This is a genomic window from Novosphingobium sp. SG919 (genome assembly GCF_012932495.1).
Classification (GTDB): domain Bacteria; phylum Pseudomonadota; class Alphaproteobacteria; order Sphingomonadales; family Sphingomonadaceae; genus Novosphingobium; species Novosphingobium rhizosphaerae.
On record NZ_JABCNG010000001.1, the window covers coordinates 1742817 to 1765229 of the forward strand.

At 65.5% G+C, this 22413-nt stretch carries 19 protein-coding genes; 12 read left to right on the top strand and 7 right to left on the bottom strand.

Translation table 11 applies throughout. The features are described from left to right. The first annotated feature begins 7 nt into the window (after positions 1–7). Positions 8–535, top strand: a complete 528-nt coding sequence (locus FHT19_RS07830) for a CinA family protein (protein ID WP_168554993.1) — start codon at positions 8–10, stop codon at positions 533–535. Between the two features lie 32 nt (positions 536–567). Here FHT19_RS07830 and FHT19_RS07835 read toward each other — a convergent pair whose 3' ends face one another. Next, positions 568–1032 carry a type II toxin-antitoxin system RatA family toxin gene (locus FHT19_RS07835; RefSeq protein ID WP_168554994.1) on the bottom strand — a complete coding sequence of 155 codons (465 nt, stop codon included), beginning with the start codon at positions 1030–1032 and terminating at the stop codon, positions 568–570. 1 nt (position 1033) lies between these two features. Next, positions 1034–1981 carry a lipoyl synthase gene (gene lipA, locus FHT19_RS07840; RefSeq protein WP_168554995.1) on the bottom strand — a complete coding sequence of 316 codons (948 nt, stop codon included), beginning with the start codon at positions 1979–1981 and terminating at the stop codon, positions 1034–1036. Between the two features lie 67 nt (positions 1982–2048). On the opposite strand from lipA, the gene FHT19_RS07845 reads away from it, so the two are divergent. Next, complete coding sequence (locus tag FHT19_RS07845; protein WP_168554996.1) at positions 2049–2702, top strand: carbonic anhydrase; 654 nt, start codon at positions 2049–2051, stop codon at positions 2700–2702. A gap of 78 nt (positions 2703–2780) precedes the next feature. On the opposite strand, the gene FHT19_RS07850 is transcribed toward FHT19_RS07845, so the two are convergent. Then, on the bottom strand, positions 2781–4121 hold the full coding sequence (locus FHT19_RS07850) for a hypothetical protein (protein WP_168554997.1): 1341 nt from the start codon (positions 4119–4121) through the stop codon (positions 2781–2783). Between the two features lie 302 nt (positions 4122–4423). On the opposite strand from FHT19_RS07850, the gene gyrA reads away from it, so the two are divergent. From gyrA to trmFO, 3 genes are read left to right on the top strand one after another with little or no spacing between them, the layout of a single operon-like run. Beyond that, a complete protein-coding gene (gene gyrA, locus FHT19_RS07855; RefSeq protein WP_248290313.1) occupies positions 4424–7210 on the top strand; it encodes a DNA gyrase subunit A in 2787 nt (928 codons plus the stop codon). Then, positions 7207–7557, top strand: a complete 351-nt coding sequence (locus tag FHT19_RS07860) for a DUF952 domain-containing protein (RefSeq protein WP_169474500.1) — start codon at positions 7207–7209, stop codon at positions 7555–7557. The genes gyrA and FHT19_RS07860 overlap by 4 nt, the downstream gene beginning before the upstream one ends. Positions 7558–7562: 5 nt before the next feature. After that, positions 7563–8900, top strand: a complete 1338-nt coding sequence (gene trmFO / locus FHT19_RS07865; protein WP_169474501.1) for a methylenetetrahydrofolate--tRNA-(uracil(54)-C(5))-methyltransferase (FADH(2)-oxidizing) TrmFO — start codon at positions 7563–7565, stop codon at positions 8898–8900. 114 nt (positions 8901–9014) lie between these two features. On the opposite strand, the gene FHT19_RS07870 is transcribed toward trmFO, so the two are convergent. Genes FHT19_RS07870 through FHT19_RS07880 form a run of 3 tightly spaced genes read right to left on the bottom strand, consistent with a single transcriptional unit; the run spans position 9015 to position 14272 of the window. Next, complete coding sequence (locus FHT19_RS07870) at positions 9015–10805, bottom strand: acyl-CoA dehydrogenase C-terminal domain-containing protein (protein ID WP_169474502.1); 1791 nt, start codon at positions 10803–10805, stop codon at positions 9015–9017. 15 nt (positions 10806–10820) lie between these two features. Beyond that, entirely contained in the window at positions 10821–13139 is a 2319-nt protein-coding gene (locus FHT19_RS07875; RefSeq protein ID WP_169474503.1) for a 3-hydroxyacyl-CoA dehydrogenase/enoyl-CoA hydratase family protein, read from the bottom strand. Continuing rightward, positions 13139–14272 carry a thiolase family protein gene (locus FHT19_RS07880; RefSeq protein WP_169474504.1) on the bottom strand — a complete coding sequence of 378 codons (1134 nt, stop codon included), beginning with the start codon at positions 14270–14272 and terminating at the stop codon, positions 13139–13141. The genes FHT19_RS07875 and FHT19_RS07880 overlap by 1 nt, the downstream gene beginning before the upstream one ends. Before the next feature lie 322 nt (positions 14273–14594). Here FHT19_RS07880 and FHT19_RS07885 point away from each other — a divergent pair, with 322 nt between their 5' ends. From FHT19_RS07885 to FHT19_RS07900, 4 genes are all read left to right on the top strand, one after another. Beyond that, positions 14595–14963, top strand: coding sequence for a DUF2147 domain-containing protein (locus tag FHT19_RS07885; protein ID WP_248290385.1), 369 nt, complete (start codon positions 14595–14597; stop codon positions 14961–14963). 46 nt (positions 14964–15009) lie between these two features. Beyond that, positions 15010–16311 (top strand): outer membrane protein transport protein, encoded by a 1302-nt coding sequence (locus FHT19_RS07890; protein WP_169474505.1) that lies wholly within the window; start codon positions 15010–15012, stop codon positions 16309–16311. A gap of 137 nt (positions 16312–16448) precedes the next feature. Beyond that, the gene (locus FHT19_RS07895; RefSeq protein ID WP_169474981.1) at positions 16449–18086 is read left to right on the top strand and encodes a long-chain fatty acid--CoA ligase; all 1638 of its coding nucleotides are present in this window, start codon (positions 16449–16451) and stop codon (positions 18084–18086) included. A 79-nt stretch (positions 18087–18165) separates the two neighbouring features. Further along, positions 18166–18630, top strand: a complete 465-nt coding sequence (locus FHT19_RS07900) for a MerR family DNA-binding transcriptional regulator (protein WP_168555005.1) — start codon at positions 18166–18168, stop codon at positions 18628–18630. On the opposite strand, the gene FHT19_RS07905 is transcribed toward FHT19_RS07900, so the two are convergent. Next, on the bottom strand, positions 18596–19534 hold the full coding sequence (locus tag FHT19_RS07905; protein WP_169474506.1) for a DMT family transporter: 939 nt from the start codon (positions 19532–19534) through the stop codon (positions 18596–18598). The two genes, FHT19_RS07900 and FHT19_RS07905, sit on opposite strands and share 35 nt — an antisense overlap. Before the next feature lie 175 nt (positions 19535–19709). Here FHT19_RS07905 and FHT19_RS07910 point away from each other — a divergent pair, with 175 nt between their 5' ends. Genes FHT19_RS07910 through FHT19_RS07920 form a run of 3 tightly spaced genes read left to right on the top strand, consistent with a single transcriptional unit; the run spans position 19710 to position 22410 of the window. Further along, complete coding sequence (locus FHT19_RS07910; protein WP_246865917.1) at positions 19710–20021, top strand: STAS domain-containing protein; 312 nt, start codon at positions 19710–19712, stop codon at positions 20019–20021. Further along, on the top strand, positions 20018–20386 hold the full coding sequence (locus FHT19_RS07915) for a response regulator (protein ID WP_168555007.1): 369 nt from the start codon (positions 20018–20020) through the stop codon (positions 20384–20386). Before FHT19_RS07910 ends, FHT19_RS07915 begins: the two co-directional genes overlap by 4 nt. Continuing rightward, entirely contained in the window at positions 20383–22410 is a 2028-nt protein-coding gene (locus FHT19_RS07920; protein ID WP_169474507.1) for a chemotaxis protein CheA, read from the top strand. The genes FHT19_RS07915 and FHT19_RS07920 overlap by 4 nt, the downstream gene beginning before the upstream one ends. Positions 22411–22413 lie beyond the last annotated feature (3 nt).

Here is a 22413-nt window from a genome sequence, read left to right on the forward strand (position 1 = left end):
CCCTATCATGCCCCCGGAAACCGATTGCCTTCTCCCGCCCGATATCGTGGCGCTGGCCCAGCGCGTGATCGATGAAAATCGCCGCCTGGGCCGGACCGTGGCCCTGGCGGAAAGCTGCACCGGCGGCATGGTGGCAGCGGCGCTGACCGAGATTGCCGGCTCGTCGGCCGTGCTCGATCGTGGCTTCGTCACGTATTCCAACGAGGCCAAGCACGAAGTGCTGGGTGTTTCGATGGACGTGATCGATGCCGTGGGGGCGGTTTCGGTGGCCACCGCATGGTCCATGGCGCAAGGCGCCCTTGCCCATTCGCGCGCCGACGTGGCCGTGGCCATCACCGGCATTGCCGGGCCCGATGGCGGATCGGAACAGAAGCCGGTGGGCACCGTGGTGTTCGCGCGCGCGCAACGCGGGCAGAACCCGGAAGACATCATGGCCGAGACGCGGCTGTTCGACCAATGCCGCACGCGCAGCGCCGTGCGCCACCAGGCAACGCTGTGCGCGCTGGATCTGTTGCTGCCGCCGGGCGAGGAATGAGGGGCTAGCGCCCTCCTCCCCTCTCGCGGCGGTTATGCGGGTTGTTCGGTGCCGTAGAGTTTGGCAGCGCGGGTTTCGAACGCGGCGACCATCTTGCGGAACGCGCGATCGAGATATTGGCCGGCGAGCTTTTCGAACAGCGCGTTGCGGAACGTGAAATCCACGTTGAAATCGATCACGCAGCCGGTGCCGTCCTCGCCCGGGCGAAAAGCCCAGGTGTTGGACAGGCTTTTCATCGGACCATCGAGATATTCCACCTCGATCCGGGCGTTATGGGCCTGGTCGGGCGCGACCTTGCGCACGCGCGAGGTGAACTTTTCGCGCAGCGCGTTGAAACCGACGAGCATGTCGGCCACCATTTCGGTTTCGCTGTCCGTCTTGATCCGCGTGGCCACCACCCAGGGCAGGAACTCTGGGTAGCGGCGCACGTCGGCAACCAGGTCGAACATCTGCTCCGGCGACCATTGCAGCCGCCGCTGTTCGGCAATGCGCGGCATTTCAGGCCCCGGTACGTGCCGCCGCCTTGGCCAACTGCGCCTCGCGCGCGGCGCGCATCTGGGCAAAGTCTTCGCCGGCGTGATAGCTCGACCGGGTAAGCGGGCTCGAAGCCACCTGCAGGAAGCCCTTGGCCCGCGCGATCGCGCCGTAGGCATCGAAGGCCTTGGGCGTGACGAATTCCATCACCTTGGTGTGCTTGGGCGTGGGCTGGAGATACTGGCCCATGGTGAGGAAGTCGATCTGGGCCGAGCGCATGTCGTCCATCACCTGGTGCACTTCCAGGCGTTCCTCGCCCAGGCCGAGCATGATGCCCGACTTGGTGAAGATCATCGGATTGAGCCGCTTGACCTGCTCGAGCAGGCGCAGCGAGGCGTAATAGCGCGCGCCGGGGCGGATCGTGGGATAGAGCCGGGGCACGGTTTCCAGGTTGTGGTTGTAGACGTCCGGCCCCGCTTCCACGATGGCGGCGACGGCGCTTTCCATCTTGTTGCGGAAATCGGGCGTTAGGATTTCGATCGTGGTCTGCGGCGTCTGCTCGCGCAGCGCCTTGATTACCTTGACGAACTGGCTGGCGCCGCCATCGGGCAGGTCATCGCGGTCGACCGAGGTGATCACGATATGCTCAAGCCCCATGCGCGCGGCGGCTTCGGCCACGTGGCCTGGTTCGGATGCATCGACCGCGCGGGGCATGCCGGTCTTGACGTTGCAGAACGCGCAGGCGCGGGTGCACACGTCGCCCAGGATCATCACCGTCGCGTGTTTCTTGGTCCAACACTCGCCGATGTTGGGGCACGCGGCCTCTTCACACACCGTGTTGAGCTTCAAGTCGCGCATCAACTGGCGCGTCTCGCCATAGCCCTTGCTGGTGGGCGCCTTTACGCGAATCCAGTCAGGCTTGCGGGTGCGCTGCGGCTGGATGGGCTCTCGGTTGCTGGCAGTGTCGGTCATGCCAGCGCAGATAGGCGCATCTTGGGGCACTTGAAAGTGTCAAATGAACACGGCATGCCCTTTGGCCATGGCAAACCCGACTTCCCCCGAGCTGGAACAGCTTATCGCCGGCTATCGCCGCTTCCGTGACAATGGTTGGACCCCGCATCGTGAGCGCTGGGAGCGCTTGCGCGAAGGGCAGGAGCCCAAGGTGATGATCATCGCCTGCTCCGACAGCCGCGTCGATCCTGCCCAGGTGTTCGACACCGATCCTGGCGAGATGTTCGTGGTGCGCAACGTGGCGGCCATGGTGCCCCCCTTCGAAACCACGCCCGGGCACCACGGTGTTTCGGCCGCCCTGGAATTTGCGATCCAGGTGCTCAAGGTCAAGGAAGTGGTGGTGATGGGCCACGGCATGTGCGGCGGCTGCCGCGCCGCGCTGACCCAGGAAATGGCCGGCACCGCACGCGGCCAGGGCGGCTTCGTGGCCGACTGGATCTCGCTGCTGGACGATGCACGCAAGCCCGTGGTGGCCGAGCACGGCACCACCGGCCGCACTGCGGAACGGGCCATGGAACTGGCCGGTGTCAAAGCCAGCCTGGCCAACCTGCGCACATTCCCCTGGGTGCAGGAAAAGGAAGCCGCTGGCGAATTGACCTTGCGCGGCGCGTTCTTCGCCATTTCCGACGGCATCCTGCACTTGCTGGACGAGGAAACCGGCGCGTTCACCCCTGCGGCCTGAAGCGATCCATTCCCGCAACGAAAAAGGGCGGCCCCGCAAGGAGCCGCCCTTCTCGTTTCAAGTAATCCCGAATGACGCTTACTTGGCGCCCTTGGTGATCACATACTGGGTCCACAGCTGGGCCAGCGGGGCGCGCACGCCGCCGGTGACGGTGGCAAAGGCGGCCTTGGCTTCATCGTACTTGCCCTGGTCGGACAGGGCGATGCCCAGGCGGGTTTCCACGCGGTCCTTGTCGGCCTGGGCGGGAATGCCCTTGGCCAGCGCGGCCTTGTAAAGCGCTTCGGCCTTGGCCGCTTCGCCATACGAGAGGTAAGCGTCGGCGGTGATGGCCGAGAGCTTGCCGTCGGCGGCCTTGGCCGCGTCACGCTCCAGCGCGCCCAGCGAGGCCTTGTCGCCCGCGGCGATACGGGCCTTCGCCTGGCTCAGCGCGTCGGACACGAACGGGTCGGAAGCCGAGATCGCGCCTGCGGCCACGCCCTGCTCGGCAATCTTCTGCACTTCGCCGGGCAGGCGACGCGGGTCGGCGGCCTGGATATATTCGACATATTCGCGGCCGGTGTACTGCTTGTCCACGCCCAGCGCGCCGGTGCGCTGGAACAGACGGCCCAGGTCGACCGATTCTTCCTTGCCGAACTGGCTAAATTCACGGGTCAACTGGCCAGCGCCCAGCCAGTTGATCGGGGTGGGATCGGCGGTCACCGAGAGCAGGCCCCATTCGATCGCCTGCGGGCCAAGCTTGGCGTTATAGGCAATGACCTGGCCACGCTTGTACCAGCTGACCGGCACGGTGCCGTTGGCCGCCTTGCGGGTGGCCACGGCGGCCTTGAGTGCATCGAGCGCCTGCGTCGGCTGGTTCTGCTGGACATAGGAATCGGCCAGCAGTTCGGCCGCGTTGTCTTCGCTGTAGTTGGCGTCAACCGCTGCCTTGAGCGCCTTGGTCGCGGTGGCATAGTCCTTGTTCTGGTAGGCCGTGGCACCCAGGAAATACTGCACCATCGGCTGCTTGTCGGCGCCGAGCTGGCCGCTGTCGGCCATGTTCTGCAGGCCCTTCTGCTGCAGGGCGCCGTCGCCCAGCGCACCGCCGAGGATCTGCTGCCACTGGCCCAGGATCAGGCGGTCGAGCGGCGTCTTGGCGCCGGTTTCCACCGGACCGAGTTCCGACACCAGCTTTTGCGCGCCGGCCTTGTAATCGGCATCGGCGGCCTTGCCCTTGGTGGCCTGCCAATCGTTGAACGACTTCTGGAACGGCGCGGCAGCTGCCGCGAATTCCTTGGAATTGCCGCCGCCTTCTTCCTTCTTGGCTTCCTTGGCGATCGCGGGGGCGACCATGGCGCCCATGCCAAGGCCACTCGCCAGCGCAACGGCCACAGCCGCGCGCGCAATCGTGCCCTTACCCGAATTCCACAAAGAACCGCGCATCTTGTATCTCCTGTTCGACCCCGACATTGCCCGTGCCGTTTGGCAAACACAGTCCAATGCCGCTTACCCTGGTCGGCCCTGCGCTAGTGGCGCGGAATGACGCCCTTGGCAACACTTGGCACATTAGGTGCCACGCCGTGAACGCGGATTGAATGGCAATTCGTCCTGCCGTTCAGGCAGCTTGTCGCATGTGTGGAAAACTGATCGCAAGATATGTCGGAAACGGCATGCTTGCTGGCCTTTTGCGCGAAAGGCGCCTAGGGGCAATTCTTTCCAGACAACGAAACGACAAAGCCACCATCGTGAGCGACGACACACCCAATCTCGATCCCACCCCCGGCACGCCGGAACACGAATTCCAGCGGATCGACATCGTCGACGAAATGAAGACCAGCTACCTCGATTACGCGATGAGCGTGATCGTGGCGCGTGCGCTTCCCGATGTGCGCGACGGCCTCAAGCCGGTGCATCGCCGCATCCTGTGGACCAGCCACGAAAACGGCTTCACTTCGACCAAGCCCTATCGCAAGTCCGCCCGCATCGTGGGCGATACCATGGGTAAGTATCACCCCCATGGCGACAGCGCGATCTATGATGCGCTGGCGCGCATGACCCAGGATTGGTCGATGCGCCTGCCGCTGATCGATGGCCAGGGCAACTTCGGCTCGATGGACCCGGATCCGCCGGCCTCGATGCGCTATACCGAAGCGCGCCTGGCCAAAGTTGCGGACTCGCTGCTGGCCGATATCGACAAGGACACGGTCGATTTCCAGCCCAACTACGACGGCGCGGAAAACGAACCGCAGGTTCTGCCGGCGCGCTTCCCCAACCTGCTGGTCAACGGCGCGGGTGGCATCGCGGTGGGCATGGCCACCAACATTCCGCCGCACAACCTGGGCGAAGTGATCGACGGCTGCCTGGCCTATATGGACAACCCGCTGATCTCGATCGACGAGCTGATCCAGATCATCCCCGGCCCGGATTTCCCCACTGCCCCGCTGATCCTGGGCGCTCATGGCGCGCGCAAGGCCTATACCGAGGGCCGCGGATCGATCATGATGCGCTGCTGTCACGAGGTGGAGGAAGGCCGCGGACGCGACGCCAACCGCCGCTCCATCGTGCTGACCTCGATCCCCTATCAGGTGGGCAAGTCCAACCTCGTCGAAAAGATTGCCGAAGCCGCCAAGGACAAGCGGATCGAAGGCATTTCCGACATTCGCGATGAATCCAATCGCGAAGGCGTGCGCGTGGTCGTGGACCTCAAGCGCGATGCCTCGCCCGAGGTGGTGCTCAACCAGCTGTGGCGCAACACCCCTGCCCAGTCCAATTTCCCGGCGAACATGCTGGCCATCCGTGGCGGCCGCCCGGAAATCCTGACGCTCAAGGACATCATCGAAAGCTTCGTGCGCTTCCGCGAGGAAGTGATCACGCGGCGCACCAAGTTTGAGCTGAGCAAGGCGCGCGATCGCGCCCATGTGCTGCTTGGCCTGGTTGTGGCGGTGACCAACCTGGATGAAGTGGTCAAGATCATCCGCGGTTCGGCCAACCCGGCCCTGGCGCGCGAGGCGCTGCTGGCGCGCGAATGGCCGATGGGCGAAATCGCGCCCTATATCCGCCTGGTCGAAGCCATCGAAGACGATGGCGTGGCCGGTGAAGGCACCTATCGCCTGTCGGAAATCCAGGTCCGCGCCATCCTCGATCTGCGCCTGCACCGCCTGACGGCGCTGGGCCGTGATGAAATCGGCGACGAACTGGAAAAGCTTTCCACCGCGATCAAGGAATACCTGGCGATCCTGGCCGACCGGCAGAAGCTCTATGCCGTGATGCGCCAGGAACTGGTGGACGTGCGCGCCGCCTATGCCACGCCGCGTCTGTCGCAGATCATGCCGGCGGCCGATGGCATCGACGATGAAGACCTGATCGAGCGTGAGGACATGGTCGTGACCGTCACGCTCGACGGTTATATCAAGCGCACCCCGCTTTCCACGTTCCGCGCCCAGGCCCGTGGCGGCAAGGGCCGCTCGGGCATGGCGACCAAGGAAGAGGATGCGGTTGCCACGATGTTCGTGGCCAGCACCCACACGCCGGTGCTGTTCTTCTCCACCGCCGGCAAGGTCTATCGCCTGAAAGTGTGGCGCCTGCCCGAAGGCGGCGCTGCCACGCGCGGCCGCCCGGTGGTCAACCTGCTGCCCGCGCTGGACCAGGGCGAGACGATTGCCGCCGTGCTCCCGCTGCCCGAGGACGAGGCGGAATGGGGCAACCTCAACGTCATGTTTGCCACGGCCAAGGGCAACGTACGCCGCAACGCCATGGATTCGTTTGCCAATATCCCCTCGAACGGCAAGTATGCGATGAAGTTCGAGGAAGACGGCGAGGACCGCCTGATCGGCGTGGCGCTGCTGTCCGAAGGCGACGATGTGCTGCTGGCAAGCCGCGCGGGCAAGGCCATCCGCTTCCCGGCGGACGATGTGCGCGAATTCCAGAGCCGCACGTCCACCGGGGTGCGCGGCATGGCGCTGAAGGACGGGGACGAAGTGATTTCGCTCTCGATCCTGCATCGTGCCGGCGTGAAGGACCAGGACGAGCGCGAGGACTACTTGCGCTTTGCCCCGTGGAAGGCCGAGAAGGAAGGCGAACCGCAGATGAGCGCCGAACGCTACCAGGAACTGGTGGCCAAGGAGCAGTTCATCCTGACGGTCTGCGCCAACGGCTATGGCAAGCTGTCTTCGGCCTATGAATATCGCCGCACCGGGCGCGGTGGCCAGGGCATCACCAATATCGACAATATCGGCCGCAACGGGCCGGTGGTCGCCAGCTTCCCCGCCAGCCAGGCCGACCAGCTCATGCTGGTGACCGACCAGGCCAAGCTGATCCGCCTGCCGCTTTCCTCGCTGCGGGTGATCGGGCGCGGTTCCGCCGGGGTGCGCCTGTTCAACGTTTCGGGCGACGAGCACGTGGTGGGCGCGGTGCGCCTCGCCGAGCAGGACGCCGAGGAAGGTGCGGAAATCGCCGATGTCGAAATCGACACCGGCGAAGCGGACGGTAACGCTGGGCCGGCTGCTGCCGATGAAGGCGGTGCCGACGAATGAGCACCCATGATCCCATTGCCTACAAGGTTTTGACCGCCGAGCAGCGCGCGCAGCTGGAAAGCGGCATGTTCGGCGGCGCGCCGGTGGACCTGGCCGATGGCTATATCCACATGTCCACGGCCGGTCAGTTGACCGAGACGGTGGACAAGCACTTTGCCGGGCAGAGCGACCTGCACGTGGCGGCCGTCGATCTGCTGGCCCTGGGCGAAGCCGTGCGCTGGGAAGTCTCGCGCGGCGGGGCACAGTTCCCGCACCTTTACGCTCCGCTGCCGCTGGCGGCGGTGGTGGCGCTGGAGCCCTTGGCCCGCCAGGCCGATGGCAGCGTGGCGCTTCCCGACGCGACGTAACGGCGATGACGCATCAGATTCACATCATCGGTGGCGGCATGGCCGGCAGCGAGGCGGCCTGGCAACTGGGGCGGCGCGGCTTTCGCGTGCGGCTTTCCGAAATGCGCGGCAGCGGGGAAACCACCGCCGCGCACCAGGGCGACGGCTTGGCCGAGCTGGTCTGCTCCAACTCGTTCCGGTCTGACGACGACGAGAAGAATGCGGTTGGCCTGCTGCATCACGAGATGCGCCGCTGCGACAGCCTGATCATGGCCGCCGCCGACAAGGCGCGGGTGCCCGCAGGCTCTGCCCTGGCGGTGGACCGCGATGTGTTTTCCGCTGCGGTCGAAGCAGCCCTGGGCGAACTGCCCAATGTCGAGGTGGTGCGCGAGCGGGTGGACGCCCTGCCCGCCGACGGCATGACCATCGTGGCCACCGGGCCGCTGACCGCTGCATCGCTCGCCAGCAGCATCGGCGCGGCGACGGGCGCGGAAAGCCTGGCGTTCTTCGATGCCATCGCGCCGATCGTCTATCGCGATTCGATCGACATGGACGTGTGCTGGATGGCGAGCCGGTGGGACAAGGCCGCCGGACCGGAAAGCACCGGCAAGGATTACATCAACTGCCCGATGAACAAGGAGCAGTACCAGGCGTTCCGCCAGGGCCTGCTCGACGGCGAAAAGACCGTGTTCAAGGAATGGGAGGCCAACACCCCCTATTTCGATGGCTGCATGCCGATCGAAGTGATGGCCGAGCGCGGCGAGGACACCTTGCGCTTTGGCCCGATGAAGCCGGTTGGGCTGGACGATCCACGCACCGGGCGCTGGCCCTATGCCGTGGTGCAGCTGCGCCAGGACAACAAGTTGGGCACGCTGTGGAACATGGTGGGCTTTCAGACCAAGCTCAAGCATGCCGAGCAGGTGCGCCTGTTCCGCACCATTCCCGGCCTGGAAAACGCCGAGTTCGCTCGACTGGGCGGCCTGCACCGCAACACCTTCATCCATTCGCCCACGCTGCTCGATCGGCAATTGCGCCTCAAATCGGCCCCGCGCATCCGCTTTGCCGGGCAGATTACCGGCTGCGAAGGCTATGTCGAAAGCGCCTCGGTCGGCATGCTGGCGGGGCTGATGGCGGCAACCGAACTGGCCGGCCGCGATTGGACGCCGCCGCCCGCCACCACGGCGCTGGGCGCGCTGCTGGGGCACATCACCGGCGATGCGGAAGCCGAGACCTATCAGCCGATGAACGTGAATTTCGGCCTGTTTCCGCAGGTCGATCCGTCGGTGAAGAAGAAGGTGCGCAAGGAGGCCTATACGGCGCGGGGCAAGGCGGATTTTGGGCCTTGGCTTAAGGCGTTGGTTTAAGGTTTCCACCACCCCCAACCCCCTCCTCTGAAGAGGAGGGGGCTTTTTATCAGGGCCTTACTCCCCTCCTCTTCGCAAGGAGGGGTTGGGGGTGGTGCGAAGCCTAGCGCAACCTCAGAACGCTTCCTCGGCGAAGTCCATCACCGAGCCCTTGCCGGCCTTGATCGCCAGGAACAGCGCCGCCGACTGCGGCAGCAGCTTTTCGTAGAAGAAGCGCGCGGTATCGATCTTGGCCTTGTAGAACGCCGGTTCACCCGTGCCCGACATGAGCGCGTGGCTGGCGATCTTGGTGGCCTTGGCAAAGCAATAGGCCATGGCGACCAGACCCATCAGGCGCAGGTAATCGGTGGCAGCCGCGCCGCCTTCTTCCGGATCCTTCATGCCGCGCTCGGCGATCATCGCCGTGGCGCCTTGCAGCGCCTCGAACGCACGCTTGAGGCCGGCGACCATCTTGCCGATCGCGGGATCTTCCGCGTTCGCTTCGATGAAATCGCTGATCGGGTGGAACAGGCTGCGCAAGTAGCGGCCCATTTCGGCCGGCATCTTGCGGCCGACGAGGTCGAGCGCCTGGATGCCGTTGGTGCCTTCATAGAGCATGGCGATGCGCGCATCGCGCATGTACTGCTCCACCCCGCTTTCACGGATGAAGCCGTGGCCGCCATAGCATTGCACCGCAAGGCTTGCGCTTTCGAGGCCGAGGTCGGTGAACATCGCCTTCACCACCGGGGTCATCAGCGCGACAAAGTCAGACGCGCGCTGGCGCTGTTCCGGCTCTGCCCCGTGCTTTTCAGCGTCGAGCGCACGGGCCACCCAGGCCGAAACGCCGCGGCAGCCTTCGTTCCAGGCGCGCATGGTCAAGAGCATGCGGCGCACATCGGGATGCACGATGATCGGGTCGGCCGGCTTGTCCGGGTGCTTGGGGCCAGACAGCGAGCGCCCTTGCAGGCGGTCCTTGGCATACCACACGGCGGACTGGTAGGCCGCCTCGCCAATGCCCAGGCCCTGGATGCCCACGCCCACGCGTTCGGCATTCATCATCGTGAACATGGCTTCGAGCCCGCGATGGGGTTCGCCGATCAGCCAGCCCTTGGCATCCTCGAACAGCATCTGGCAGGTGGCCGACGCCTTGAGGCCCATCTTGTGCTCGATCGCGGTGCACTTGGCGCCGTTGCGCACGCTGGGATTGCCATCGGCATCGGGCAGGTACTTGGGCACCAGGAACAGGCTGATGCCCTTCACGCCCTTGGGCGCATCGGGCAGGCGGGCCAGCACCAGGTGGACGATGTTGCTGGTCAGGTCGTGCTCGCCGGCGGAGATGAAGATCTTGGCGCCGTTGATCTTGTAGCCGTCATCGCCATCGGGGTCGGCGCGGGTGCGCAGCAGGCCCAGATCGGTGCCGCAATGCGCCTCGGTCAGGCACATGGTGCCAGACCATTCGCCGCTGACCATCTTGGGCAGGTAGTCCTGCTTGAGCGTGTCGTTGGCATAGACAGTGAGCGCCGCGATCGCGCCGTTGGTGAGGCCGGGATAGAGGCTGAACGACACATTGGTGGCGCAGATCATTTCCTCGACCAGCTTGCCAACCGCCTCGGGCGCGCCCTGCCCGCCCCATTCGGGCGGCAGTACCAGCGCATTCCAGCCACCTTCGGTAAAGGCCTTGTAGGCTTCGATGAAACCCTTGGGCGTGCGGACCACGCCGTTTTCCAGCGTGCAGCCCTCTTCGTCACCGCTGCGGTTGAGCGGCAGGAGCACGTCCTGGCACAGCTTGGCCGCTTCGGTCAGCACCGCTTCGGTCAGGTCAGGGGTGAAATCGGCCAGGGCGGGAATGTCGCCATAGCCATCGTCGGTGTGCAATTCATTGAGCACGAAGCGCATGTCGCGCAGGGGAGCGGTATAGATCTGCATGGCAAATCTCCTCAATCAGTTGCGAAGCGGCTTGCCGGTCTTGAGCATATGCTCGATCCGGGCCTGTGTCGCGGGATTGCGCACCAGGCTGGTGAATTCGCGACGCTCGGCCGCCAGCAGGTCGTCTTCGGTCACGGTATCGATCAGGTCAGCATCGCCGCCCGTCAAGATGCGCGCAAGGGCACCGGATACCACTTCGTCGTGCGGGGTGGCGAGGCCTCGGGCGCGGAAGCCCTGCACCGCCATGTCGAGCGCGGTCTTGCCACCGGCACCGGGCAGACGGAACACCGGCGGTTCGGGCGGGCGATAGCCTTCGGCCAAGGCCAGCGCGCGAGCCTTGGCATCGGCCAACAGGCGATCGCGGTTCATCGTCACCTGGTCGGTCGGGCGCAGGAAGCCATGCTCGATCGCCTCGGCCGCCGATTTCGAGACAGTGGCGGTGGAGACGGTTTCGAACACCTTCGCCACGGCCGGCATCGGCCCCTTTGGCAGCGCCGGATTTTGGCGCCAGCGATCGAGCATTTCGCCATTGCCGCCCCAGCCCGGCACCAGGCCGACGCCGCATTCAACCAGGCCGATATAGCTTTCGGCATGGGCCTGGATGGCATCGCAATGGAGCAAGACTTCGCAGCCCCCGCCCAGCGCCATGCCCGAGGGCGCACCGACCACCGGGAACGGCGCGTATTTCAGCGCCTTCAACGCCTGCTGCCCGCCGGCCACCAGCTTTTCGATCTCGCCCCAGGCGGCGATGTTCATGGCGAACAGCGCGAGGCCCAGGTTGGCACCGGCCGAGAAGTGGCTGCCTTCGTTGTAGATGACCAGGCCCTTGAACTTTTCGGCCACCAGCGGGATCGCCTGGCCGATCAGCTTCATCACCTCGCCATCCAGGGCATTCATCTTGCCGGTAAATTCGAGCGCGGCGACGCCATCACCCACATCCCACAACGCGGCCGAAGCGGTCTTCAGCAACGGCTTGGCCGAGAGCTTGATGTCTTCGAGCAGGACCACGCCTTCGGGGCGGGCAACATCGTGGTATTCGCCATCCAGCCCCAGCGCCTGGCGCTTGCCGCCCTCGACGCGATAGAACGGGCGACCGGCGGCCAATTCCACGATGGCCGGCACCGGCTTGCCTTCGGCCTTGAGCCGCTCGGCGAACTGGGCGGTGCCGAGCTTGTCGATCAGTTCGAACGGGCCGAATTTCCAGTTGTAGCCCAGCTTCATCGCCACATCGATGGCGACGATATCGTCAGACGCCTGCGGCACGAGGCTGGCGGCATAGGACAGCGTGGGGCCGAGAACGGCCCAGGCATAGGCGCCCAGCTTGCCCGAGAGGCCGACGAGCGCGCGCAGGTCCTTGAGCGCGGCGCCCGGAATGGTCGGCGGCTTGGCCGCTGGGCGGTATTCGCCGCTCACCAGGTCGATGGTTTCCTTGCGCTTTCCGGCTTCGCGGTTGAGGCGGTAGAAACCGCCCTTGCCCTTGCGGCCGGTATACCCATCGGCGATCATCTTGGTGATCAGCGGATGATCGACGGCAATCGCGCGATAGGCGTCGTCCGCCGGCAGCGTGGCGGTTAGGCTGGCCTTCAGATGCGGCATCAGGTCGATGCCGACGAGGTCCACCAGGCCGAACACCCCGGTCTTGGGCACGCCCATCGGCTTGCCCACCACGGCATCGGCTTCTTCCACCGTCAGGCCCAGGTCCAGCGCGGCGTTGATCGCCTGCTGGATCCAGAACGTGCCGACACGGTTGGCGAGGAAGCCTGGCGTGTCCTTGGCGCGCACCACCGTCTTGCCCAGGGCGCGATCGGCAAAGTCGCTGACCTTGGCGACCAGCGCCGCGTCGCTGGCCGGGCCAGCAACGACTTCGAGCAGGCGCATGTAGCGCGGCGGGTTGAAGAAGTGGGTGATGAGGAAATCACGGGCAAAGCCCTCGCTGCGCCCGGCGACAAGCTGTTCGAGCGGGATCGTCGAGGTGTTGGACGACACCGCCGTGCCGGGGCGGCGCACGGCCTCCAGCTTTTCGTAGAGCGCGTGTTTGAGGTCGAGCCGTTCGACAATGGCCTCGATCACCCAATCGCATTCGCCAACGCGGGCGAGGTCATCCTCGATATTGCCGACTTCCACCAGCTTGGCGGCGCGCTTGCTCATGAAGGCGGCGGGTTCGGCCTTGCGCAGGCGTTCCAGCGCACCCTGCGCCACCGCGTTGCGGTTGGCCGGATCGCGCACGATATCGAGCAGCAGGACCGGCACGCCGGCATTGGCCACCTGGGCGGCGATGCCGGCGCCCATGGTGCCCGCGCCGATCACGCAGACTTTCTTGATGGCTTCTGGCATCAGATCGCCTCCAGAACCGTGGCGATACCCTGCCCGCCACCGATGCACTGGGTGGCCAGGGCATATTTGCCGCCGGTGCGCTGCAGCAGGCTGGCGGCCTTGCCCATGATGCGCGCGCCGGTGGCGCCGAGCGGATGGCCCAGCGCGATGGCGCCGCCATCCAGGTTGATCTTGGCGGTATCCAGGCCAAGATCGGCGATGCAGGCCAATGCCTGGCTGGCAAAGGCTTCGTTCAGTTCGATCACGTCGAGATCGGCAACCGAAATACCCGCGCGGGCCAGGGCCTTGCGGCTCGACTCGACCGGGCCGATGCCCATGATTTCAGGCGCACAACCGGAAATCGCCATCGACTTGATGCGCGCCAGGATCGGCAGGCCATGGGCGCGGGCATAGTCTTCGCTCGCCACGATCACGGCGCTGGCGCCGTCGGTCAGCGGGGAGGACGTGCCGGCCGTGACCGTGCCGGTGGCGCTGAACGCGGGCTTGAGGCTGGCGAGCGCCTCGGCCGTGGTGCCGGGCCGCGGGCAACCGTCGGTATCGACCACGCCGGCCTTGGTCTCGATTGGCACGATCTCGTCCTTGAGCTTGCCCGCAGCAATCGCGGCGGCGGCCTTGTGCTGGCTGGCCACGGCGAACGCTTCCTGCGTTTCACGCGAAAGGCCGTAGTGGCTGGCCAGGTTTTCGGCGGTGTCACCCATGCCGATATAGGCCTGGCTGGCCTTGGCCAGCGCCGGGTTGGGCAGCGGGTTGAAGCCCATCATCGGCACGCGGCTCATCGACTCGACGCCGGCGGCGATGAACACTTCGCCCGATCCCGCGGCGATCTGGCCCACGGCATGGTGGATGGCGCTCATCGAAGAGCCGCAGAATCGGTTGACCGTCATCCCGCCGACCGAGCGGGGCAAGCCGGCGATCAGGCCGATCAGGCGCGCCACGTTGAAACCCTGTTCGCCTTCCGGGAAAGCGCAGCCGACGATCAGATCCTCGATGGCATCGGAGGCAAGGCCGGTGCGTTGCACCAGTTCCTTGATGACGGCGGCAGCGAGATCGTCGGGCCGAGTGCGGGCGAGCGCACCCTTGCCGGCAAGGTGGAACGGCGACCGGGCATATCCGGCGATGACCGCATTTGGCATGATTTTCGGCATCCTCGTCAGGTGGGGCAGCTACCCCGAGCACTTCCGATAGCACGGAATCACCCTTGGCGCTGCTTTCGTCCGTAATGGTGCTCAACTTTCCCTATACGTCAACCAAAATTTGGGGCATAGAGTGAGTCGCACACCGGCCAGGCAAGAAAGGCTGGGTGGAAACCGGATATCGAAACGCACGGCCGCCTGTTTGGTTCTGGGCTTTCGGTTGTTGGGTCGAGGATGAAGAATGATGAAAGGAAAGCCGTTGTTGGCGATCACCGTAGTGTCCCTGATAGGGGCAACGGTGGGCGCCTATGCCACCCCCGCCATGGCGGCACCGGAACAGGCCATCGGCCGCTGGTCCACGCCCACCAAGCACGGTGTCGTCGAAATTGCGCCCTGCGGCCCGTCGATCTGCGGCCGCCTGGTGGAATCTGACAGCATACGCGCCAATCCCGCCTTTGCCGACGGCAACAACAAGAACGCCGCGCTGCGCAATCGCCCGCTCAAGGGGCTGACCATTCTGCAAGGTTTCACGCGCAGCAACGACGGCTGGCAAGGCGGATCGATCTACAATCCCGAGGACGGCGGGACATACAAGGCGACGATCACGATCGCCGATCCCGACACGCTCAAGCTGAAGGGCTGCATCGTGTGGCCGCTGTGCAAGACGCAGACCTGGAAGCGGCTGCGCTGACGTGAAGACACCACAAGCAACAAGAATTTGCATGGGAGTGAGAGAGATGAACCTGAACAACCGCCGCACCCTGGCTTGCGCCATGCTTCTGGCGGGCACGGCCGGCCTGGCCAGCCCTGCCCTGGCTGGCGGCTTCTATCTTCAGGACCAGTCGGCCAAGGCCACCGGCCGCGCCTATTCGGGCGAAGTGGCCGATACCGGCGTCGACAGCCTGTGGTGGAACCCTGCCAGCATCGCCGGGATGACCGGCGGCGAGGCCGCGCTCAATGCGACGGGCATCCTGCCTTCCGGCGACGTGGTGAACAACGGCACCCTGATCAAGCGCCCCGGACAGCCGGCGGCTGCCGTTGGTGGCGACAGCGTGGCCCACAATCCGATCCACAAGGGCGTCGTGCCCTCTGGCGCGATCGCCCATGCCCTGGGCCGTGACCTGGCCGTGGGCCTGGCGGTGACCGCCCCCTACAACTTCACCACCGAATATTCGGGCACCAGCTGGGCGCGCTACACCGCGCTGACCACCAAGCTGCGCACGATCGACATCCAGCCGAGCGTGGCATTGCAGCTTACCCCGGTGATTTCGATCGGTGCTGCGGTGAACGTGGAACACGCCGACGCCACGCTGGGCAATGCCCTGCCCAACCTGCTGGCCGCGCTGCCCGATGGCAGCCAGACCTTGAAGGGCAAGGGTTGGGACGTGGGCTATTCGGCCGGCGTGCAGTTCCGCGGCAAGGCCGTGACCGTGGGTCTCAGCTACAAGTCTGCCATCACGCACAAGCTCAACGGCGACGTGGTGATTGCCGGGCTGCTGGGTCCGCTGGCCGCCAACAACGGGACGATTTCCACGCAGGCGGAATTCACCACGCCGTGGCAGCTGACGTTCGGCGGCCGTTGGAAAGTGAGCCCGGTTTTCACACTCAACGCGCAGGCCACCCGCTTTGGCTGGGCCGAATTCGATTCGATCAAGCTGGGCAGCCCGCTCAACACCGCCATTCCCGAAGACTATCGCAATACCTGGGCGGCTTCGGTGGGCTTTGACGCCGATCTGAGCCCCAAGTGGACCGTGCGTGGCGGCGTGCAGCGCGACGTTTCGCCCGTGCGCCCGACCGATCGCGATGCCCGCGTGCCCGATAGCAATCGCTGGAACTTTGCCCTGGGCGCGACCCACTCGCTCAGCCGCGCGTTCAAGATCGACGTGGCCGCCAATTACCTCACCCTGGCCAATGCGCCGATCAATCGCGTGACCGCCGCTTATGCCGGCACGGCCGCGCAAACGCCGATCCTGGTCAACGGCGAATTGCAGAAGGCCCATGTCGTGGTGCTCTCGCTGGGTGGACGGATCGCGTTCTGATCACCCAAGGCGCCGGAACCCGCGTGGGTTCCGGCGCCATCCCTTCCCTCCAGCCGGAAGCTGTCATGGTCGCTGCCCCCCCTACCAAGGCTATTTCGCAAACCGACGCCCTGCCGCCCGACTGGTCCCCGCCGGTGATGCTGCTGGGCGACCTGATCGACAACGCCGTACGCGATCACGGCGATCGGCCAGCGGTGGATTTCATGGGCCGCACCTGGACCTATCGCGCGCTGGGCCGCATGGTCGAGCGCGCGGCGCGGGGTTTCCAGGATCTCGGGCTGGGCAAGGGCGACCGGGTGGCGCTGTGCCTGCCCAACACACCCTATTACATCGTGCTCTATTTCGCCGCGCTCAAGATCGGCGCGGTCGTCGTCAATCTCAACCCGCTCTACACGCAAAGCGAGATGTGCCACCTGTTGAAGGACAGTGGCGCGCGCGTTGTGGCCGTTCCCGATTTGCGCGAGATACACGGCAAGGTTCTGGCGATCGCCGACGAGTGCCAGCTCGCCACGATCCTGGTTTGTCCGATGGCGGGCATTCTGCCGCGCGTGAAAGCCTGGGGCTGGCGCCTGTTCAAGCGCCGCGATCACGCCCGCTATGCCCACGATGCGCTGCACATGCGCTTTTGCGACCTGATCGCGCGGGGCGATCCGCCCAAGCCAGTGGCACTGGCGCCCGATGACCTCGCCGTGCTGCAATATACCGGCGGCACCACCGGCACGCCCAAGGGCGCGATGCTGACCCATCGCAATCTCACGGCCAATGCCTTGCAGCAGCAGGCGCATATCCACGGCGATCTGCCCGCGCCGCAGCGCACCCTGGCGGTGCTGCCGTTCTTTCATGTCTTCGCGCTGACGGCGGTGCTCGATTTCTCGATCCTGGTAGGATCGGAACTGGTGCTGATGCCGCGGTTTGAAATGGGCGCAATGCTGGCGACGATCAAGCGCAAGCCGCCCACGCTGTTTTTCGGCGTGCCCACGCTGTTCATCGCCATGAACGCGCTCGACGATGCCAAGGTGCCCGATCTGTCCGCCCTGCGCGCGTGCATTTCGGGCGGGGCGCCGCTGCCGCTGGAAGTGCGCCAGACGTTCGAGCAGCGCACCGGCGCGCGGGTGTGCGAAGGCTATGGCCTGACCGAAGCCTCGCCCATTGTCACGTGCAATCCCGTGGATGGCGACATTCGCGCCAACAGTTGCGGCCAGGCCTTCCCGGGCACCGTGATCGAGATCCGCGATCCCGAAAATCCCGAAACCATCCTGCCGCTGGGCACCAATGGCGAAGTCTGCGTGCGCGGGCCGCAGGTCATGGCCGGATACTGGCAACGCCCCGATGATACCGCCAAGGTCTTTGTCGATGGCGCGCTGCGCACGGGCGACGTGGGGCATCTGGACGAGGACGGCTATCTCTACCTGGTCGACCGCCTCAAGGACCTGATCCTGAGTGGGGGATACAATGTCTATCCGCGCGTGATCGAGGAAGCCGCCTATCTGCACCCGGCAATCGAAGAAGCTATCGCGATCGGCGTTCCCGATCGCTATCGCGGGCAAAGCGCCAAGCTTTTTGTCAAGCTGCACGCCGGCACCAGCGTAGCACCCGAGGCGATTCTGGCTTTCCTGGCCGAGCATCTCAACAAGATCGAGGTGCCGCGGGCCGTGGAAATTCGCGACAGCCTGCCCAAGACGATGGTGGGCAAGCTGTCGAAGAAGGAACTCGTGGCCGAAGAACGCGCCAAGGCCGAAGCCGAAGCTGCGGCGGCCGCAATTAGCCCCGCCTGATCGGGCAGCGATCAGGCCGTTGCAATCCGCGTGTTGCGGCGCAATAGGTAAAGCCATTTTGGGGGGAACTTTGGCCACCATGATAGACACTCTGCCCGATCCGCCAGAGGCGGCAGCAGAACCGCCGCCACCCGCACCCGAGGATGGGCTGCAGGGAATCCAGGACGTGGCCAAGCGCCTTGGCGTTACGCATCGCACGCTGCGCTTCTACGAAGACAAGGGCCTGATCGAGCCGGCGCGCGTGGGAAACACGCGGATCTATTCGCACCGCGAAGTGGCGCGGATGCAGTTGATCCTGCGCGGCAAGCGACTGGGCTTCACCATCCGCGAGATCAAGGAATTCCTCGATCTTTATGATGTCGATCCCACCCGGCTGGAACAATTGCAGCATCTGGTGGCGCATATCCGCAGCCGGTTGCGCAAGCTGGAAAGCCAGCATAGCGCCTTGCTCAAGACCATGACCGAGCTTCAGGCGATGGAAGCCGAAGCGATCGACAAGATCGGCGAGCTTACCGGTTCACGGCGGGGCGCGGCCGCCACTTGAGCAGCCGCGCCGGCAGCGCTTCGGCCGTGCTGACGATGATGATCCCAGCAAGGATCATCAGGGACCCGGTGATGAACGCGGCATCGAGGCTGTCACCCAGCACGAAGACGCCGGCCGCCACGCCGAACATCGGCGTCATGAAGCTGAGCACGCCAAGCCGCGCGGCGCTATAGCGGCGCAGCAGCGCATACCATGTAAGGTAGCTGAGGAACGCGACGATCACGACCTGGAAGCCCAGGCTCGCCAGCAGGCCCGGCGTGACATGCACGGCAGTTTCGCCGAGCACCGGCGCCGCCAGGGTGCACAGCAGGAACGCGCCCATCAACTGGTAGAACAGCGTGACCGACGCCGGGGCATTGGCCAGCGTCGAGTTGCGCAGCACCAGCGTGGTGCAGGCCCAGCCGCACGCACCGCCCAGCGCCAGGGCATCGCCCAGGCTGCCATGGGGATACCCCGCGCCCTCGCCCCCGCCGCTGAACGCCAGGACGACCCCGGCAAACGAGAGGGCAATCCCCACCCACTGCCCTGCGCGCAGGCGCTCGTCGGGCCGCAACAGGCCCAGGCCCAGCGCAGCCCCGATCGGCGCGGTATAGAGGTAGATCGTCACGTGCGAGGCACTGGTAAAGCGCAAGGCTTCGCCTGCCAGCAGGAATTCGGTGCCGAACAGCATGCCGATGGCCAGCCCGGGCAGCACTGTGCCGCGATTGATCGCATGCCCTTCCCCGCGCCACAGCACCACCGCCAGCGTGGCGAGGCCCGCAAGGCCCGAGCGCAGACCCATCTGCAGCAGCGGGCTCATCGCGCTGGCCACCAGTTTGATGGCAACCTGCTGCGATCCCCAGATCGCGCAAAGCACGACCATGATGGCAACGGCAGCGGCATCGACAGGCTTGCGATCGGTCACGAAACGTCCGGTATGATGAGGGGAAATGGCCGGCGCGCCTTAGTCGATATTTCGCCCCGGGGCCAGTGTCGCGCAGCTGGCCATAATTCCTGCCCCTAGGGGAAATGCCGCAGGGCCACCTTACTGCGATTTCAGGCTGCTACCGTAATTCATGGCCCGTTCTGCGGAGTGTGCCATGAGTTTTACCCTCAGTCTGGGCCCGAAGGCCAACATGCAAACCATCGCCGACGCGTGGGCCAGCCTGGCTGACGCGCTGGAATCGCACGCTTCGCTCGTGCTCGATCTCTCGGACGTGGCCGATGCCGATCTTACGCTGGTGCAACTGGTGGAAACCGCGCGCCAGCATGCCGTGCGAGACAGCCGCGCGCTGCGCCTGTCCGCCCCGGCCAACCCGGCCGTGGCCGCGCTGCTGGCCCGTGCCGGCTTTCTGACCGAGCCGAGCCCGGAAACCCTCGAATTCTGGTTCCACGGAGAACTTCCGCAATGACGGCCTCCATCCTCACCGTTGACGATTCCAGCAGTCTGCGCCTGGCCACCCGCATCGCGCTGACCGGCGCGGGCTACACCGTGACCGAGGCCTGCGACGGCCTGGAGGGCCTGGGCAAGGCGCAGGGCCAGAAGTTCGACATGATCATCACCGATCTCAACATGCCCAACATGGATGGCCTGTCGATGATCCGCGAGATCCGCAAGCTGCCTATCCAGATGGGCACGCCGATCATCTTCCTGACCACCGAGTCGGACGATGCCATCAAACAGGAAGCCCGCGCTGCCGGCGCCACCGGCTGGCTGGTCAAGCCATTCCAGCCCGACCAGCTGCTGCGCATTGCCAAGAAGGTGTTGGGCCGATGAGCGATTCTGACCCGATAGCCGCGTTTCGCGTGGAAGCCGGCGACCTGCTCGACCAGATCGAACAGGCCCTGCTCGACTTGTCCAACCGCCTCGACGATCGCGGGTTGATCGATGCCGTGTTTCGCGGCCTGCACACCCTCAAGGGTTCGGGGGCGATGTTCGGCTTTGATGCGCTGGCGACGTTCACGCACCATTGCGAAACTGCGTTCGATCGCGTTCGCAAGGGCCTGTTCCCGGCAACGGCGGAACTGGTCCACGTGATCCTTTCGGCCATGGACCACATGCGCGCGCTGGTCGATGGCGATGGCGCCGGGCTGGAAGCCACCGGCGACGCGATCCTGGCGCGCCTGCAGGCGGCCTTGCCCGAAGGCGGCGCCACGGTTCAGGCGCCCTTGGCCGCCGCGCAGGCCGCCACGGCGGACGAGCCCCCTGCCACCGGCTGGCATCTCGTCTTCCGGCTGCCGGCAACGGCGATGGCCAATGGGACCAACCCGTTGAGCCTGCTGGACGAGCTGCGCGAGCTTGGCGATTGCCGGGTGGTGGCGCTGTGCGACCGCCTGCCAGCGCTGCCCGATCTGATCCCCACCGAATGCATGATCGGCTGGGACATCACGCTGACCGGCAATGTCAGCCGCGATGCGATCGAGGACGTGTTCATCTTCGTGATGGACGACATGGAAATGTCGCTCACCCCGTTTGCCATAGCGCAGGAAGCTGCCCACGCGCCGGGTGGCATCGATGCGCCCTCCCCCGCTTTGCCCGGCCCCGTCGCCACGCCGCAGGCTGTCGCGGCGCCGGCCGCTGCCGAAGGTGCTGCGCGCCAGGCGCCGCGCGCGGGCGAAAGCGTGCGCGTGCCGGCCGAACGCCTCGACGTGCTGATGGACCGCGTGGGCGAACTGGTCATCGTCCAAAGCCGCCTGTCGCAATTGGCCAACAGTGGCCTGATCGGCGCGACCGGCGAAGTGGCACTGCGTTCGATTTCCGAAGAAATCGAACGGCTCGTCAGCGAAATGCGCGACACCATGATGGTCTTGCGCATGGTGCCCATCGCCAACCTGTTCGGCCGTTTCCGCCGCCTGATCCACGATCTGGCGCGCGACACCGGCAAGGCGATCGAACTGCTGACCGACGGCGAGGCCACCGAGGTGGACAAGACCGTGACCGAGCAATTGGCCGATCCGATCGTCCACCTCATCCGCAATGCCTGCGACCACGGCCTGGAAGCGCCCGATGAACGCCTTGCCGCCGGCAAGCCGGTGACCGGCCAGGTCATGCTTACCGCCGCCCACGCCGGGGGCGAAGTGCTGATCACCATCACCGACGATGGGCGGGGCATCAACCGCGAGCGGGTGCGCGCGAAGGCCGAGGGCAACGGGCTGATCCAGCCGGGCCAGGCGCTTTCGGACCATGAACTGCTGCAACTGATCTTTGCGCCGGGATTTTCCACCGCCGCGCAAGTGACCAACCTGTCAGGGCGCGGCGTGGGCATGGATGTGGTCAAGCGCACGATCGAGGGCCTGCGTGGCACGATCGACATCGCCAGCCAGGAAGGCAAGGGTTCCACCTTTACCCTGCGCATCCCGCTGACCCTGGCGATCATCGAGGGGCTGCTCGTGCGGGTGGGCACGGGTTGCTATGTCATTCCGCTGGCCGCCGTCGAAGAGTGCATCGAGCTTTCCGCCGACGAGGACCTGCGCACGCGCGGACGCAGCATGATCCGCCTGCGTGATGCACTGGTGCCATTCCTGCGCCTGCACGATCTGTTCGAAACCGGGGCAGAGCCCGATCCGCACCAGAAGATCGTGGTGATCTCTGCCGCGGGTGAGCGCGTGGGCCTGGTGGTGGACCAGATCATCGGCAGCCACCAGACCGTGATCAAGTCGATGTCCAACGTGCATCGCGCGGTCAACAGCTTTTCCGGCGCGACGATCCTGGGCGATGGCAGCGTCGCCCTGATCCTCGACATCATGCAACTCGTGGCTTCGGGCCAACAGCGGGAGGCACGGCTGCGCGCCGTGGGCTAAGCG